The sequence below is a fragment of the Streptomyces sp. cmx-18-6 genome, assembly GCF_046548915.1.
Classification (GTDB): Bacteria; Actinomycetota; Actinomycetes; order Streptomycetales; family Streptomycetaceae; genus Streptomyces.
On the sequence record NZ_JAEBEP010000002.1, the window covers coordinates 588,295 to 604,660 of the forward strand.

General features: G+C 73.1%; 14 protein-coding genes. 6 read left to right on the top strand and 8 right to left on the bottom strand.

Going from position 1 to position 16,366, the window contains the following annotated elements; all coding sequences use genetic code 11:
* The first annotated feature begins 185 nt into the window (after window positions 1-185).
* Window positions 186-2,597 (top strand): PQQ-binding-like beta-propeller repeat protein, encoded by a 2,412-nt coding sequence (locus ACLJPL_RS07645; RefSeq protein WP_411079923.1) that lies wholly within the window; start codon window positions 186-188, stop codon window positions 2,595-2,597.
* A gap of 330 nt (window positions 2,598-2,927) precedes the next feature.
* On the opposite strand, the gene ACLJPL_RS07650 is transcribed toward ACLJPL_RS07645, so the two are convergent.
* On the bottom strand, window positions 2,928-3,623 hold the full coding sequence (locus tag ACLJPL_RS07650; protein WP_411079924.1) for a hypothetical protein: 696 nt from the start codon (window positions 3,621-3,623) through the stop codon (window positions 2,928-2,930).
* 241 nt (window positions 3,624-3,864) lie between these two features.
* On the opposite strand from ACLJPL_RS07650, the gene ACLJPL_RS07655 reads away from it, so the two are divergent.
* Window positions 3,865-4,392 carry a hypothetical protein gene (locus tag ACLJPL_RS07655; RefSeq protein ID WP_411079925.1) on the top strand — a complete coding sequence of 176 codons (528 nt, stop codon included), beginning with the start codon at window positions 3,865-3,867 and terminating at the stop codon, window positions 4,390-4,392.
* A gap of 208 nt (window positions 4,393-4,600) precedes the next feature.
* On the opposite strand, the gene ACLJPL_RS07660 is transcribed toward ACLJPL_RS07655, so the two are convergent.
* The 3 genes from ACLJPL_RS07660 to ACLJPL_RS07670 are packed head-to-tail and all read right to left on the bottom strand — an operon-like array spanning window position 4,601 to window position 6,995.
* Complete coding sequence (locus tag ACLJPL_RS07660; protein WP_411079926.1) at window positions 4,601-5,380, bottom strand: enoyl-CoA hydratase/isomerase family protein; 780 nt, start codon at window positions 5,378-5,380, stop codon at window positions 4,601-4,603.
* A 3-nt stretch (window positions 5,381-5,383) separates the two neighbouring features.
* Window positions 5,384-5,839 (bottom strand): Zn-ribbon domain-containing OB-fold protein, encoded by a 456-nt coding sequence (locus ACLJPL_RS07665; RefSeq protein WP_411079927.1) that lies wholly within the window; start codon window positions 5,837-5,839, stop codon window positions 5,384-5,386.
* A gap of 7 nt (window positions 5,840-5,846) precedes the next feature.
* Window positions 5,847-6,995: a lipid-transfer protein gene (locus ACLJPL_RS07670; RefSeq protein WP_411079928.1), complete on the bottom strand. Its 1,149-nt coding sequence runs from the start codon at window positions 6,993-6,995 to the stop codon at window positions 5,847-5,849.
* 179 nt (window positions 6,996-7,174) lie between these two features.
* Between ACLJPL_RS07670 and ACLJPL_RS07675 the strand changes: the two genes are divergently transcribed.
* The 3 genes from ACLJPL_RS07675 to ACLJPL_RS07685 all read left to right on the top strand — a co-directional run bounded on the left by ACLJPL_RS07675 (window position 7,175) and on the right by ACLJPL_RS07685 (window position 9,497).
* Complete coding sequence (locus ACLJPL_RS07675) at window positions 7,175-8,731, top strand: FadD3 family acyl-CoA ligase (RefSeq protein ID WP_411079929.1); 1,557 nt, start codon at window positions 7,175-7,177, stop codon at window positions 8,729-8,731.
* Between the two features lie 77 nt (window positions 8,732-8,808).
* Window positions 8,809-9,102: a hypothetical protein gene (locus ACLJPL_RS07680; RefSeq protein WP_411079930.1), complete on the top strand. Its 294-nt coding sequence runs from the start codon at window positions 8,809-8,811 to the stop codon at window positions 9,100-9,102.
* On the top strand, window positions 9,102-9,497 hold the full coding sequence (locus ACLJPL_RS07685) for a PIN domain-containing protein (RefSeq protein WP_411079931.1): 396 nt from the start codon (window positions 9,102-9,104) through the stop codon (window positions 9,495-9,497). Before ACLJPL_RS07680 ends, ACLJPL_RS07685 begins: the two co-directional genes overlap by 1 nt.
* Window positions 9,498-9,671: 174 nt before the next feature.
* On the opposite strand, the gene ACLJPL_RS07690 is transcribed toward ACLJPL_RS07685, so the two are convergent.
* Together ACLJPL_RS07690 and ACLJPL_RS07695 are read right to left on the bottom strand one after the other, a co-directional pair.
* Window positions 9,672-9,848 (bottom strand): hypothetical protein, encoded by a 177-nt coding sequence (locus ACLJPL_RS07690; protein WP_411079932.1) that lies wholly within the window; start codon window positions 9,846-9,848, stop codon window positions 9,672-9,674.
* 205 nt (window positions 9,849-10,053) lie between these two features.
* Window positions 10,054-13,011: a BTAD domain-containing putative transcriptional regulator gene (locus tag ACLJPL_RS07695; RefSeq protein ID WP_411079933.1), complete on the bottom strand. Its 2,958-nt coding sequence runs from the start codon at window positions 13,009-13,011 to the stop codon at window positions 10,054-10,056.
* A gap of 423 nt (window positions 13,012-13,434) precedes the next feature.
* Between ACLJPL_RS07695 and ACLJPL_RS07700 the strand changes: the two genes are divergently transcribed.
* Entirely contained in the window at window positions 13,435-14,655 is a 1,221-nt protein-coding gene (locus ACLJPL_RS07700) for an amidohydrolase family protein (RefSeq protein WP_411079934.1), read from the top strand.
* A gap of 235 nt (window positions 14,656-14,890) precedes the next feature.
* On the opposite strand, the gene ACLJPL_RS07705 is transcribed toward ACLJPL_RS07700, so the two are convergent.
* Complete coding sequence (locus tag ACLJPL_RS07705) at window positions 14,891-15,718, bottom strand: MerR family transcriptional regulator (RefSeq protein WP_411079935.1); 828 nt, start codon at window positions 15,716-15,718, stop codon at window positions 14,891-14,893.
* A 159-nt stretch (window positions 15,719-15,877) separates the two neighbouring features.
* On the bottom strand, window positions 15,878-16,081 hold the full coding sequence (locus ACLJPL_RS07710) for a cold-shock protein (RefSeq protein ID WP_015610594.1): 204 nt from the start codon (window positions 16,079-16,081) through the stop codon (window positions 15,878-15,880).
* Between the last annotated feature and the right edge of the window lie 285 nt (window positions 16,082-16,366).

Genomic DNA, 16,366 nt, shown 5'->3' on the forward strand with positions numbered 1-16,366 from the left:
TGAGACACCCCCATCCGCCCCCGGGTTCGCAACCGACGCCCGGGCCAGGAAGAATCAGGGTGCGCACCGCCAGGTGGTGCCCAGTGGTGAGACGCTGCGCAGGCCGGAAATCGCACCGGGCGGTGACGGGCGGTAATTCGCGGGCTTCGTTCCTGAGGCCCGTACGGGGAGGTGGCAGGCACGTGATGGAGCAGCTGACGCAGCACGACCCGAGACGGATCGGCCCGTTCGAGGTGCTGGGACGGCTCGGGGCCGGCGGCATGGGGCTGGTCTATCTCGCCCGGTCGGCGTCCGGCCGGCGAGTGGCGATCAAGACGGTGCGGACCGAGCTCGCCGAGGACCAGCTCTTCCGGGTCCGCTTCACGCGCGAGGTGGAGGCCGCCCGCGCGGTCAGCGGGTTCTACACCGCCGCCGTGGTCGACGCCGACCCGCGCGCCGCCGTGCCGTGGCTGGCCACCGCCTACGTGCCCGCGCCCTCGCTCGAGGAAATAGTGAACGAGTGCGGCCCCATGCCCACCCAGGCCGTGCGCTGGCTGGCCGCAGGGATCGCCGAGGCCCTCCAGTCCATCCACGGCGCGGGGCTCGTCCACCGCGACCTGAAGCCCTCCAACGTGCTCGTCGTCGAGGACGGCCCCCGGGTCATCGACTTCGGCATCGCCTCCGGCGTCTCCAACACCCGCCTGACCATGACGAACGTCGCCGTGGGCACCCCCGCCTACATGTCGCCCGAGCAGGCCCGCGACTCGCGCAGCGTCACCGGGGCCAGCGACATCTTCTCGCTGGGCTCCACCCTCGTCTTCGCCGCCACCGGGCACGCCCCCTTCCACGGGGCCAACCCGGTCGAGACGGTGTTCATGCTGCTGCGGGAGGGGCCCGACCTGGAGGGGCTGCCGGACGACCTGCGGCCGCTGATCGACTCGTGCATGCAGACGGACGCCACCCAGCGGCCCAGCCCCGCCGACCTCCAGGCCCAGCTGGCCCCGCACCTCTTCGCCTCCGGCAGCGACGACAGCGGTACGGCGTCGGCCTGGCTGCCGACCTCGGCCACCGCGATGATCGAACGGCGCAGAGGCGGCGGCCGGACCGCCCCGCCCGCCCCCGCCGCGCTCCCGCCGCGCCCCCCGCAGCCGCCGCGCGCCCCGGAGCGGGACACCGGCTGGCGCGGCGGCGACGACCTGCGCTCGCCCGCTCCGCTCTCCTCGCCCGCGCCCGTCTCGGCCCCGCCGTCCGCCCCGGCCCCCGACAGCGGCCCCGTCCTCCTGCCCGGCGCGAAGGCCCCGATCGGCCCCGGGCCGCGCGCGGGGGAGGGGCGGGGGGCCGCCGCCGCGCACCCGGCCGCCGCGACCGGCTGGGTCCGCCCGCCCGCCGGGCTGAACGGCTCGGGCCCGGCGTCCACCGCGCCCACCGCCCCCGTACCGGCTCCGGGCCCCGCCCCCGACGCCGCGCCGCCCGCCGCCCCCGACCGCTGGCGGCCCTGGCGCTTCCGCATGTCCAACGACGTGTGGGGGACGCCCGTCGTCTCCGGCGATCTGCTGTACGTGACGTCCTTCGAGGTCCACGCCCTGGACGTGGGCAACGGGCGACGCCAGTTCAAGACCCGGGACGTGGCCTGGGCGATGGCCGTCGAGGGCGGCCGCATCCACGCCTCGGACGGCCCGTCCCTGTACGCCCTGGACGCGACGACCGGGGCCGAGCGGTGGCGGCTCCAGACCGACGCCTGGGTGTACGCGCTCAAGGCCGACCGGGGCACGGTGCTGACCGCGACCCGGGGCGGCGGCGTCCAGGGGTGGGAGGCGGCCAACGGCGACAAGCTGTGGGAGATCACCGGGGCCCAGAGCGACTTCGAGACGGCGGAGGCCGCGCCGGTCATCCACGACGGCACGGTCTACGTCTGGCAGGACGCCCGGCTCCGCGCGCTCGACGCCCGTACGGGACTGGAGCGCTGGTCGTACCCGATCGGCGACGCGGCCTCCTGCGGCGGCGTCCCGGTCCGGGTGACCCCGGCCCCCGACGGCTATGTGTACGTCGCGGCGGGCACCCGGGTGCTGGCCGTGGACACGGTCTCGGGCCGGGTGCGCTGGCACTTCGAGTCCCCTGCGGTCTTCCTCTCCCCGCCCGCGTTCGCACCGGGCCCGGCGGTGACCGGGGGCGGGGTCTACCTCGCGGACTACCTCGGCACGGTGTACGCGCTGGACGCGACGACCGGCAAGGACCGCTGGCGCATCGCCACGGAGGCCCGGGCCTCCATCGAACCGGTGCTGGTCGCGATGGGCAACGTCCACGTGGGCAGCGGCAGCGCGCTCTACACCCTGGACGCGGTCACCGGCACCCCGAAGTGGCGCTTCGCGGCGGGCGGCGACGTGGTGGGCTCCCCGGTGGTGGCGGACGGCCGCGTCCACTTCGGCTCGGCCGACCACGTGCTCTACACCCTGGACGCGGCGGGCGGCCAACTCCGCTGGAAGCTGGCGACGGGCGGCGAGATCACGGGCTCCCCGGTGGCAAGGGCAGGCGTGGTCTACGCATGCAGCAAGGACCGCTGCGTCTACGCACTGGACGCCCTGAAGGGCACAGGAACAGGCAACAGATCCCGAACCTGACCCCCGCCCCCGTCCTCAATCACCGCACCCCCCCCAGCCCGTCCGGCGACCCCCCAGCCCGTCCGGCGTTTGAGGACGGAACCGTCGATGGGGTGGCCGATCAGCCCGATGGGGCTCGCACCCCGAACCCCGAGCCCGTCCGGCGTTTGAGGACGGAACCCTCGACCGGGCAGCCGATCAGCCCGATGGGGCTCGCACCCCGAACCCCGAGCCCGTCCGGCGTTTGAGGACGGAACCCTCGACCGGGCAGCCGGTCAGCCCGGGTGGGGCCGCGCCCCGAACCCCCAGCCCGTCCGGCGCTTGAGGACGGAACCCTCGACGAGGAGACCGTCACCCCCACGGCGGAGACGACGGCGGCGAAGGCGGCTGCACCGGATCCCGAGGATCCCCCGACTCCCCAGGACCCCTGTCCGGACGAGACGCCCGAGGATACGACCGCGTACGGGGATCACGGGGATCCGGCCCCGTGTACGGATCCACCTCCGGCTCCGGCCAAGGCGACGTATGCGTGGACATCCCCGGCTCCTGCGTCGGCGGCCACGTATCCACCTGATCCGGCCCAGGCGCAGCATACGGCTCCGGCGCATACGGCTCCCGCCCCGCCCGCCCCCTCCGCACCCGCCCCGCCATCAGCAACGCCCCGATCAGCATCAACAGCCCGCCCCCCAGCGCATAGGCCACCCCCGCCTGCAACCCCACCCCGTCCCCGCCCACCGCGAGCGACCCCGCCGCCTGCCCCTGCCGGACCATCCACAGGATCGTGAAGCCGAGCACCACGAGACCCGCGACGGCGACCACGAGCCGCGACCGGAGCACCACTCCCAGCACCACCAGCACCGCCGCGACCAGGAACGGCAGCAGGATCGAGAGCAGCACCCCCGACCCCGTGCCGGTGATGCCGGTGAAGAGGTCCCGCAACCGGTAGTCGCGCCCGGCGCGGCCGTCGTACCAGTCGCGGAAGGGGCTCAGCACGGCGGCGGCCGCCCCGGCGAGGGCGACGAGGGAGCCGAGGATGTTGCGGATCATCGTCAGCCTCCAACGGCGTACGGCGAACACCCCCACACCGCCCGACGCTACGCCGCCACCCGCGCCCCCGCCATGCGGACGCCGTCGCCCGCCGCCCGGATGCCCCGGTCCGCAGACCATGACCGGACCGTGACAGGGTCATGACCTACACCCCGCCCGCGCCCGGCATGCTGAGGAACGACAGCACAGGGAACGACGGCAAGACCGACGACAAGACCGACAACCAAGGGGGGCTGCGTCCATGATGCGGCGACAGATGAAACTAGCGGCGGTCCTGGTCGTGGTGGTGCTCGCGCTCACCGGATTCACGACCTCCACCAGCGGCGGCAAGGGCAGCAAGAGCAAGGGCGGCAGTTCGGGCGGCGGCTGCTCCAACTCCAAGAAGAGCAACAGCGGTTACCGCCACACCGACTATGACGACGACGACTACGGCGACACCTCCACCGGCTCGTCCGGCTCCTCCTACGGAACCCCGACGCCCACCGCGTCCGACGCCCCCGCCGTCCGGGTGATCCGCTGCGCCCAGCCCCGCAAGGGCAAGCGCAAGGCGGTCACCGCGTCCGTGATCGAGCTGCGGTCCAAGGAGTCCGGCCCGCAGACGTACGAGGTCGACGTGACGTTCCTCGACGCCCGAGGGAACACCGTCGACACCGCCGAGACCACGACGACGCTCGACTACGGCGACGTACGCAACCTCACCGTGCGGATGGACCGCCCCGGCAAGGTCTCCAAGGTCAAGCGGTGCGAGGTCACGGCCCAACTGCTCTGACCCGAGCCCAGCTGCTCCGCCCCGAGCCCGACGGCCCCGCCCCGAGCCCGACGGCCCCGCCCCGAGCCCGACGGCCCCGCCCCGAGCCCGACGGCCCCGCCCCGAGCCCGACGGCCCCGCCCCGAGCCCGACGGCCCCGCCCCGAGCCTGACGGCTCCGACGACCCGGTCCCGGCCGTACGGGGCAGGGGGCACGCCCCGCCGAGTCCTCACCGCACCCTCGGCGACCCGCCCCCGCCCCGCCGCCCCGCGAACAGCTCCGCCTGCCGCTCCGGGGGCAGGTTCCCGAGCGCGATCAGCGCGGGCGCCTGGGCCATCGCCTGCGTACGGACGGCCTCCTTCGCCGCCCACACCGCCCGTACCGTGCCCTGCACCGCCCCGGTCGGGTACCCGGCGATCACGGCCGCCGCCCGCAGCGCGGCCGCCACCGCGTCCCCGGGCTCCGTCACCTCGCTGACCAGCCCGACCGCGTACGCCCGCTCGGCGCCGATCCGCTCCGCGGTGCCCATCAGGGCCATCCGGGCCACCTCCCCGAACGGCATCCGCTGGGCCATCGCGATCGACTCGTACGCCGAGACCATCCCGTACGACGTGTGCGGGTCGAAGAAGGTGGCCTCGCGCGAGGCGACGACGAACTCCGCCTCCCCCAGCAGGTAGAACGCCCCGCCGCACGCCATCCCCTCCACGGCGGCGACGACCGGCTTCCACAGGTCGTTGGCCTTGGGCCCGATCCGGAGCAGCGGGTCGTCGACGGCGTACGGGGACGGGGGCTGCGGGACCACCACGTCCCGGTCGATCCCGGTGCAGAACGCCCGTGTGCCGGCCCCGGTGAGGACGACGGCCCGCACGGACTCGTCGAACCGCAACTCACCCCACAAGGAAGCCAGTTCGCCCGCCGTCTCCAGGCCGATCGCGTTGAGCTTCTCCGGCCGGTCCAGCGTGACGAGCGCGACCCCGGCAGCCGCCTCCCGCTCGATGCGCAGGGCCACCGCTCACCGCTCCAGCAGCCAACGCACCAGCGTGGCACCGCCACGTGGCCCCGCCGGGCAGAACACGGCCCGCACCGGAGCCCCGATCCGCAGCCACGCCGGGTCCACCGAGTTCAGCGGCGCGTCGGGACAGGCGACGACGTTCCCGGCCAGCCGGATGTGCGGGGCCTCCACCAGCTCCACCAACACCGCGTTGTACGGGGCCTGTTCGGCGTACGCGGGAAGCAGTGGCGGATGCGGGATCACATACGACCAGAGCCGCCCCCGCCCGCTCATCGCCCGCCACTCGCTGTCGAAGGAGCCGCAGTGCGGGCAGCAGGGCCGGGGCGGGAAGCGGAGCTCCCCGCAGGCGGGGGAGGCGCAGGACTGGACGCGCAGTTCGCCCCGGGCGGCGTACTCCCAGAAGGGCGCACCGTCCTCGTCCGCGACGGGCGGCAGCAGGGAATCGTTCACACCCATCTTCTTCTCAACTCCTCAGTAGTACGGCCGATGTCGGTACGCCCTCACCGGCGGTGACCAGGCAGGTCGCCGCGTCCGGCACCTGGGCGGTGGAGGTGCCGCGCAGTTGCTTCACGCCCTCGGTGATGAGGTTGAAGCCATGGACGTACGCCTCGCTCAGCCCGCCGCCCCCGGTGTTGAGCGGCAGCCGCCCGCCGCTCTCCAGCGCCCCGCCCTCGGTGAACGCGCCGCCCTCGCCGCGCCCGCAGAAGCCGTACCCCTCCAGGGAGAGCGGGACGAGCGGGGTGAACGCGTCGTATATCTGGGCCACATCCACGTCGTCCGGCCCGAAGTCGGCCTGTTTCCAGAGCTGTCGGGCGGCCGTCCAGGCGGGCCCGGTGAGCGGGTCGTCGTTCCAGTAGTTGACCATCCCGTGATGCTGGGCGGGCAGCCCCTGGGCGACGGAGTGCAGGTAGACGGGTCGCTGCCGGCAGTCGCGGGCGCGCTCGGCGGAGACGACGACACAGGCCAACGCCCCGTCCGTCTCCAGGCAGTTGTCGAAGAGGCAGAGCGGTTCGCTGATCCAGCGGGAGGTCATGTACATCTCGCGGGTCAGCGGGCGGTCGTACATGATCGCGGCCGGATTCTGGTTGGCCCGGTTGCGGCAGGCGAGGGCGACGTTGAAGAGGTGGTCGCGGGTGGCCCCGTACTCGTGCATGTACCGCCGGGCCAGCATCCCGATCTCGTCGGCGGGGCGCAGCAGGCCGTAGGGGCGGGTCCACTGGGCGGGGGTGGGGAGTTGGACGGCGGTGTTCTTCCACGGCCGGGGGCCCGAGCCGCGCTTGCGCGAGCGCCAGGCGACGCCCACGCTCGCCTGGCCGGTGGCGACGGCGGCGGCCAGGTGGGCCAGCGTGGCGCACGAACCCCCGCCCCCGTAGCCGACCTTGGAGAAGAAGGTGACGTCCCCGGCCCCGATCGCCTTGGCGACCTCGACCTCGTCGGTCTCCTCCATGGTGTACGAGGCGAAGGCGTCGACCTCCGCCGGTGCGATGCCCGCGTCGTCGAGGGCGGCCAGGATCGCCCGGCAGGCGAGGGTCTTCTCCGATTCGGGGAGCCGTTTCGCGAAGGCCGTCTGCCCGATCCCGGCTATCGCTGTCGCGTCCTTGAGCGTCGCCATCCGCTGACCTCCCGCACTGTCGCGCCTGCTGACAGCGGCAGAGGCTACCGCTAATCTGACGGATAGTCAGCTAGTGCGACGACAGGCGGCGGAGAGCACCTGGCAGCCGCCGCACGGCGGGCCACGGGGGACAGGCGACAGAGGACGGGCGGCAGGCGGCGGCGACGGGAGGGGCGCACATGCGGGGCGACGAGGAGTGGGGCAGCATCCCGGGGCTGGTACGGGAGGCGGCGCGGCGGTACGGACCGGCGGAGGCGGTGGTCGAGGGCCGCACCCGCCTCACGTACGCCGAACTCGGCGACCGGGTGGAGCGCGCCGCCGCCGGGTGCATGGCCGCCGGGGTGGAGCCGGGCGACCGGGTCGCGATCTGGGCCCCGAACACCCTGGACTGGATCGTCTCCGCGCTCGGGGCGGTGACGGCCGGCGCGGTGCTGGTGCCCCTCAACACCCGCTTCAAGGGCACGGAGGCGGCGCACATCCTGCGCAGGAGCCGGGCCAGGCTGCTCTTCGTCACCGGCACGTTCCTGGGTACGTCGTACGTGGCGTCCCTGCGCCGGGCGGAGGTCGAACTGCCGGACCTGGAAAGGGTGGTGGTGCTGGCGGAGACCGCGCCCGAGGACTACGCGAGCCGGGCGGACTTCCTGGCGGCGGGCGAGGGCGTGACGGCCGCCGCCGTACGGGAGCGGGCCGACGCCATCCGCCCCTCGGACCCCTCCGACATCATCTACACCTCGGGCACCACGGGCAGCCCCAAGGGTGCGGTCATCACCCACGCGCAGACGCTGCGCGCGTACGGGATCTGGAGCGACCTGGCGGGCCTGCGCGAGGGCGACCGCTACCTCATCGTGAACCCCTTCTTTCACACCTTCGGCTACAAGGCGGGGATCATCGCCTGCCTGATGCGGGGCGCGACGATGGTGCCGCAGCCGGTGTTCAGCGTGGACACGGTCCTGGCGAACATCGCGGCCGAACGCATCTCCGTCCTGCCCGGCCCGCCCACCCTCCACCAGTCCCTCCTGGACCACCCGGCCCGCGACGCCCACGACCTGTCCGCCCTGCGCCTGGTGGTCACCGGGGCGGCAGTGGTCCCCCTGCGCCTGGTGGAACGCCTGCGCGGCGAACTCCGCATCGCCACCGTCCTGACGGCGTACGGCCTCTCCGAGGCGAGCGGCATCGTCACGATGTGCCGCCGGGGCGACGCGGCGGACACGGTCGCCACCACCTCGGGCCGCGCGATCCCCGGCACCGAGGTCCGCGTGCTGGCCGCCCCCGGCAGCCCCGGTGAGATCCAGGTCCGCGGCTTCAACGTGATGACCGGCTACTTCGAGGACCCGGACACCACCGCCGCCGCCATCACCCCGGACGGCTGGCTGCGCACCGGCGACGTGGGCGTCCTGGACGAGGCGGGCAACCTGAGGATCACGGACCGGATCAAGGACATGTTCATCGTGGGCGGCTTCAACGCCTACCCGGCCGAGATCGAGCAGCTCATCGGCCTCCACCCGGACATCGCCGACGTGGCGGTCGTCGGCGTCCCGGACCCGCGCCTCGGCGAGGTCGGCAAGGCGTACGCGGTCCGCCGCCGGGGAGCCACGGTCACGGCGGACGACCTGATCGCGTGGTCCCGCCGCGAGATGGCGAACTTCAAGGTCCCGAGGGCGGTGGAGTTCGTCCCGGAGCTCCCGCGCAACGCGAGCGGGAAGGTGGTGAAGGGGGAGCTGCGGGGGCGGAGGTAGGGCACGTCTGTTCGGTTTCACCGGATGGAGTGAAACGGGCGGGGCCGTCGCCGCGACCCGGCGGTATGGTCGTAAGTATGGCAACCAAGAAATACACGGTCACCCTGCCGGAGGAGCTGGCGGAGGAGATCCGGGCGGAGGTCGGCCCGGGCGCCTTCAGCGCGTATGTCACGCGGGCCATAGAGCGCCAGCGCGAGCACGACCGGCTGGGGGAGCTCGTGGAGCGGCTTGAGGGGGAGTACGGGCCCGTCACCGACGCGGACCTGGCCGCCGCCGAGGCCGAGCGCCGGGAGATCGAGCAGTGGTTCGCCGACCGGGCGGCGGACGAGGGGCCGGCCGGGCCGGAGCGCCAGAACGCGGCGGCCGCCTGATGCCGGACATTACGTACGTACTGGACTGCGAGGCCGTCTCTCGGGCGGCCCTCGGCAACGCGGAGATGAAGCGCCGCCTGAAGGACGCCCACCGGGCGAGCGTCCGCGTGGTGACCAGCTCGATGACCCTGATCGAGGCTTACCACAGCAAGATCCGGCGTCCGGTGTGGGATTGGGCCATGTCCGGCATCGTCGTCGAGCCCGTCACCAAGGAGATCGCGGACGACGCGATCCGGCTGCTGCGGAACGCCGGCCTGCACGGCCACAAGTACGCCATCGACGCCGCCCTCGCGGCGGTCGCGAACCGGCAGCGCGGTCCCGCCGTCGTCTTCACCTCCGACGTCGACGACCTGAGCAAACTGTGCGCGGCACGGGTCCAGGTCCGGCCCCTGTAGTCCCGCCCGCACCGCACCTGTAGTCCCGCACCGCACCGCCCGCACCGCGCACGCGCGAGGGGCCCGAGCCCATCCCCAGGCTCGGGCCCCTCGCACATTCCCCCGTACCGCGACCGCGACGGCTCCCCCTCGGCGTCGCCGCGGACGCTTCCCCCCGTCTTCCCTGCGGAAGAGCTAGGCGGGCTCGCCGGTGGCGTGGTTGTCCAGCGGCTTGGCCGCGCCGCCCGTGGCGTGGTTGTCCAGGGGCTTCAGCCCGCCACCGGTCGCGTGGTTGTCCTGCGGCTTGGCCTCCCCGCCGGTGGCGTGGTTGTCGAGCGGCTTGACGACCGGCTTGTTCTTCGCATCGCTCATGGTGTTCTCCAGCTTCCTGAATCGCTGTACTCGGATTCGACGGGCCCGCCCGGCGACTCCCCCGTTGGGTCGCCGGACGGGTGTCATCTGGCCGTTCAACGTACCTCCACGGCCAGGGCCGGCCCGTCTGCCCCCCGACGCGACGGAACGACTGGGATCACAGTGTCGGAGCGCGATAAACGAATGATGAACGCTCACCACAGCCTCACGCGGGCAGAGTCGGCGCCAGCATCTTCCGTACGGCCTCGGTCTCCGCCGAGCCGAGCGTCTCGTATATGTCGAGCGCCTCGCGCCAGCACGCCTGGGCCCGGCCCGGCTGCCCGATCTCGTTCAGCGCCCGGCCCAGGACGGTGAGGACGTTCCCGCGACGCCACTCCCCGCCGATGCCGCGCAGGATGGCGAGCGCCTGCTCGGCCTTCGTGGCCGCCTGGGCCGGAAGGCCGGCGGCCAGGTCCACCTCTGCCAGCCGGAACGTCGCCATGCCCTCCCAGAGGCGCTGGCGGCTGTCGCGGAACACCGCCAGCGCCTCGTGCAGCTGCTCCGTCGCGTCGGTGAGCCGCCCGCTCTGGGTGAGGGCCAGCCCCAGGGCGTACCGGCCGTTGGCGCCGCGCAGTGCGTGACCCAGCTCGTCGTAGATGTCGATGCCCTGCTGGGCGAGGGCCACCGCGCTCGTGGTGTTCCCCATCGCGAGATGGATGCGGGAGAGGTTGCACAGGGCGCTCGCCTCACCCGGACGGTTGCCGTCGGCCTGGAAGTTGGCGATGGCCTGTTCGAGGTACGCCTCGCCCTCCGCGTGGCGGTTCTGGTACAGCGCGATGATGCCGAGGTCGTTGGGGGCCCAGCAGCTCGGCAGCGGGTCGTTCACCGCGCGGGCGAGCCGCATGGCGTCCTGCGCGTCCCGCTTTGCCTGGTCGAACCGGCCCGCGACGAGACGGGCGTTGGTGAGGGTGATCAGCGCCCGCCCCTCGGCCCGTGCGTCGCCGCTCGACCGGGCCAGGTCGCGCATGGTGATCGCCACCGCCTCGTACTGCTTGGAGTTCGCCCCCGACTCCGCGAGGTCCTTGGTGGCCCACAGCAGATCGACCGCGCGGCGCACCGCCTTCGCCCCTGACGTCTGACGTACGCAGGCGAGAAGGGAGTTGGCCTCCGTGTAGAGCCAGTCCTGCGCACTGTGCCGGTCGGCGAACGTCAGGCCGCTGTACTGCGTGGGCTCCCGGTGATCGGCCAGCCGGTCCCCCGGCCGCTCCAGCGCGTACACCCCCGCCGCCGTGGCCAGGTAGAAGTCCAGCAGCCGCGACAGCGCCGACTCCCGCTCCAGCGGCGCCTGTTCGTCGCGCTCCGCGCAGGAGCGCGCGTACAGCCGCACCAGGTCGTGGAAGCGGTAGCGGCCCGGGGCCGCCGACTCCAGGAGCGAGGTGTCGACCAGGGCTTCGAGGAGGTCCTCCGCCGTGTGCGGCTCCAGGTCCAGCAGGGCCGCCGCGGCCGCCAGGGAGATGTCCGGGCCGTCCGCGAGGCCCAGCAGCCGGAAGGCGCGGGCCTGGGCCGGTTCCAGCTGGCCGTAGCCGAGTTCGAAGGTGGCCTTCACCGCGAGGTCGCCCGCCTGGAGCTCGTCCAGGCGGCGGCGCTCGTCGGCGAGCTTGGCGGCGAGGACGGAGACCGTCCAGGTGCGGCGGGCGGCCAGCCGGGACGCGGCGATGCGGATGGCCAGGGGGAGGAAGCCGCACGCGGCCACCACGTCCAGCGCGGCTTCCCGTTCCGCGCCGACCCGTTCCGCGCCCACGATCTTCGTGAAGAGCTGGAGCGCCTCCTCCGGCGACATCACGTCCAGGTCCACCAGATGCGCCCCGGCCAGGTCGACCATCCGCACCCGGCTCGTCACCAGGGCCGCGCACCCCGGCGTACCGGGCAGCAGCGGGCGGATCTGGGCCGCGTCGTGGGCGTTGTCCAGCAGCACCAGGATGCGGCGGCCGTCCAGCGTGGAGCGGTAGAGCGCGGCCCGCTCGTCCAGGGTGTCGGGGATCGCCGAGTCCGCGGTGCCCAGCGCCCGCAGGAACGCGCCGAGGACCGTCTCCGGCTCGGCCGCCCGGGCCCCCGCGCCCTGGAGGTCGACATAGAGCTGGCCGTCCGGGAAGTGCGGGCGGGCCTGGTGGGCGACATGGACGGCCAGGGTCGTCTTGCCGACGCCGCCGATCCCGGCCAGCGCGGAGACCGCCATCACCGAGCCCTCGGGGGCGACCAGTTGGGCGCTCAGGTCCCGGACGAAGGAGGCCCGGCCGGTGAAGTCGGGCACGGTCGCGGGAAGTTGCGCCGGGCGCAGCGGGGTCGGAGCGGACGCGGGCTCGTCCGCCGGGCGGGCCAGCTCCTCGTCGGCCCGCAGGATGCGCTGCTGGAGCTGGGCCAGTTCGGGCCGCGGGTCCACGCCCAGCTCCTCGGCGAGGAGCCGCCGGGTGTCCGCGTACACGGCCAGCGCCTCCGCCTGCCGGCCGCTGCGGTACAGCGCCACCATCAGCAGCTCGCGCAGCCTCTCGCGCAACGGGTGCGCGGCGGTCAGCGCGGTCAGCTCGGAGACCGCCTCCGCGTGGCAGCCGACCTCCAGATCCAGGTCGAGCCGGTTCTCGGTCAGGCCGAGCCGCCACTCCTCCAGCCGGGTGCGCTGGTACTCCGCGTACGGCCCCGGCACCGACGCCAGCGCCTCGCCGTCCCACAGGTCCAGCACCTCGTTGATCAGGGCACGCGCCTGGCGGCGGTCGCCGTCCGCCCGGATCTTCTCCGCCTGGGCCGTCAGGTCCTGCGCCCGGGTCAGGTCGAGCGCGCCGCGGCTGATCCGGATCGCGTACCCGCCCGCCTCGCTCACCAGGGTGTCCTGCCCCACCGCCTTGCGCAGCCGGGAGGCGTACGTACGGATCGTGGCCAGCGCCTGCGAGGGCGGCTCCTCGCCCCAGAAGGCGTCGATCAGCTCGCCCGCCGTGGCCGTCCGGCCCTCGCGCAGGAGCAGCGCGGCCAGCAGCGCGCGCTGCTGGGGAGAGCCGGAGGGGAGCGGCTCCGCGCCGCGCCACGCCCGTACGGGACCCAGCACGGTGAACCTGAGGGAGTCGTCGGCCCCCGGTTCGGCCGGGGCGCGCTGCTCCGGTACGCGCACGCGAGGCCCGCGATCACGGTCCATTGATGCCCCCCTGTCCTGCTCGCCTGCCGGCCCCGCTCGATAGCGGGTCCTGCCGGTGGTCCGGTCCTGCCGGTGGTGCGGGTGGTGCCGACCCTGCCGGTGGTGACGGCAATGCCGGTGTGCTGCCGGTATCCGAACGTTCGCCCGGGTGCCCGGATGCCCCTCCGCTCCTTCGGCCCGCCCGTGCGTCATGCCCGGCCGTGCGTCGAAGCGCGGTGTGCGTCCGGATTGCTCGGTACCGCTGGTATCGCGCTCAACAGTCTGCCTTGTCGCGGGCGGACTCGTCAGCAGTGGGTGACGCTCTGCACAAGCCCTCGACAACGATCGGGGAACCGTGCGGAGAGCAGCGCGCGGACCCGTACCCCCGTCCCGATGCGCGCACGCTAGCTGACGGTTCGTCAGATCGACGCTACCGTGGAGGACATGGAGACCTTCCCGAAGATCATCTCGGTGGACGACCACACGGTGGAGCCCGCTCATGTCTGGCGGGACCGGCTCCCGTCCCGATACGCGGACTCCGGGCCGCGCGTCGTCCGCGCACCGCTGAAGGAAATGACCTTCCTGGGCGGCAAGTTCGCGCCCGTGATGGGCGCGCCGGGCGACGAGGGCCCGGTGGGCGACTGGTGGGTGTACGAGGACCTGCACCGGCCGCTCACCCGCCTGGACACCGCGGTCGGCTACGACAGGGACGAGATCAAGCTGGAGATCATCACCTACGAGCAGATGCGGCCGGGCTCCTTCTCGGTCCCCGACCGGCTCGCCGACATGGACGTCAACCACGTGCAGTCCGCCCTCTGCTTCCCCACCTTCCCGCGCTTCTGCGGCCAGACGTTCACCGAGGCGAAGGACCGCGAGCTGGGGCTCCTCGGGGTGCGCGCCTACAACGACTGGATGGTGGAGGAATGGTGCGGCCCCGAGGCGCACGGCCGCCTCATCCCGCTCACCCTCGTCCCGCTCTGGGACGCGGAGCTCGCCGCGGCGGAGGTCCGGCGCAACGCCGCGCGGGGCGTGCGCGCGGTCGCGTTCTCCGAGATACCTCCCCATCTCGGGCTTCCGTCCATACATGCGGACGACTGGGATCCGTTCCTCGCCGCCTGCGACGAGACCGGCACCGTCATCGCCATGCACATCGGCTCCTCGTCGAGGATGCCGTCCACCTCCGCCGACGCCCCGCCGGCGGTCGGCTCCACCATCACCTTCGCCAACTGCTGCTTCTCGATGGTCGACTGGCTGATGAGCGGCAAGTTCGAGCGCTTCCCGGGGCTGAGGATCATGTACGCGGAGGGCCAGATCGGCTGGATCCCGTACATCCTGGAACGCGCCGACGTCGTCTGGGAGGAGAACCGGGCCTGGGGCGGGGTCGCGGACAAGGTCCACCGCCCGCCCTCCGAGCTGTTCGCGGACCACGTCTACGGCTGCTTCTTCGACGACGCCTTCGGGCTGAGGAACCTGGACGCGATCGGCGTCGGGAACGTCCTGTACGAGACGGACTACCCGCACTCCGACTCCACCTGGCCCAAGTCCCGCGAGGTCGGCGAGCAGCAGATGGGCCACCTCGCCCCGGACGTCGTGGACCGGATCGTGCGCGGCAACGCGATCGAGCTGCTGGGGCTGACGGAGGACGGGCTCTGGGCGGGGGCGTAGGGGAGGGGCACGCCTGTACGGGGAGGGGGCCGCCGCCCCCTCCCCGTACGCCTTCGTGCGTCAGGCGTAGGTCAGGCCCGCCCGTACGTCACGTGCACGTCAGGCCGGTCCCGTACGCCTTCGTGCGTCAGGCCGCCCGTACGTCAGGCCCGTCGTCCCGGACGTCTCCGTGCGTCAGGCCGCCCGTACGTCAGGCCGTCAGGCCGGTCCCGTACGGCCTTCGTGCGTCAGGCCGTCAGACCTTCGCCACCGGCTCCTGGAGCTCCGTCACCCACGCGGACCGGTCCGGCGGGCACTCCAGGTTGACCTCCCGGGTGTACCCCGTGGAGCGGTAGCCGCCGGCGTCCAGCCCGCGGGCCAGGCTCTGCACGGTCGGCAATACGTCGTCCATCGCGCCCCGGTGCACGATCGTCGCCGCCTCGAACGCCGGCAGCTCCACCACGCTCACCCCGGTGTCGCCGACCGGCCCCACCGGGGCCGACACCGTCACCCCCGCGTGCACGACGATCGCGCCGCCGCCCTCGGGAGCGTCCTCGTACCGGGCGATCCCGGGACCGGCGGGCCGCACGCCCGCGCCGTCGAGCAGCGGGAAGAGCCGGTCGTACAGGGGGCCGATCACCGGCCCGATGTCCTGCGGCCGGTAGCTCGCGGCCGTCCCGGTCAGCTCGGCCACCCGGACCGCGGGAACGGTCTTGATCACAACGTCGTCAGCGGGCATGTGCCCCTCGCTCTCGATGGACCGGAGCCTCGCCTCGACCTGGGCCAGCCGCAGCGTCGCGGCCGACACCGCCTCGGCCAGCTCCGCCCGGCGCAGCCGCAGCATCCCGCGCAGCTCATCCGGGCCCACCTGCTCGTCCAGGACGGCCCGCACCTGCTGGAGCGTGAAGCCGAGGTCCTTGAGCGCGATGATCCGGTTGAGGCGGGCGAGCTGGGCGGCGCGGTAGAAGCGGTAGCCGGTGGCGGGGTCGGTGCGGTCGGGGTGCAGCAGCCCGATGGCGTCGTAATGGCGCAGCATCCGGCGCGACACCCGCCCGTACCTGGCGAAGTCTCCGATGGTGAACATGATGGCTCCCACTGCACGGCTTCACACGGGGTGAAGGTCAAGCGCCGGGCACGGACTGCGGACCGGACGACAGGCAGGAGCCCCGTTCCCCCGCCGAGGCGGGGGAACGGGGCTCCTTGGGTACTGCTCTGTGCGGCCGCGATCGGCCGACCCGGGCAACTAGGCCGGGATGACGTTCTCAGCCTGCGGACCCTTGGGTCCCTGAGTGACGTCGAAGGTCACCTGCTGGTTCTCCTCGAGGGAGCGGAACCCGGAGGCGTTGATCGCGGAGTAGTGAACGAAGACATCCGGGCCGCCGCCGTCCTGGGCGATGAAGCCGAAGCCCTTTTCAGCGTTGAACCACTTGACGGTTCCGGTAGCCATAAAGCCCTCCTTGGGCCAAAGGGTTGCCCTGCTCCAGAACCTGCAAACAAGTCTGAAAACTACAAAAGCCTGCGGGTTACATGCTCCGCAGGCTCTGTACTGCAAGGGAAACCAAACTGCAACTTGCGGGCGAGCCTAGCACGCGGTCTCTGGAGAGCGGTAGAGGGAAAGATCACTTCACTCGAAGGTTTGATCGCCCCGCCAGGGGGAGCCCGGGGGAGCTTCGAGGGGGGTGCGGGGAGGCACGGGAAGAGCGCCCCGGTGGTGCTCGCGGCCGTACGCGGG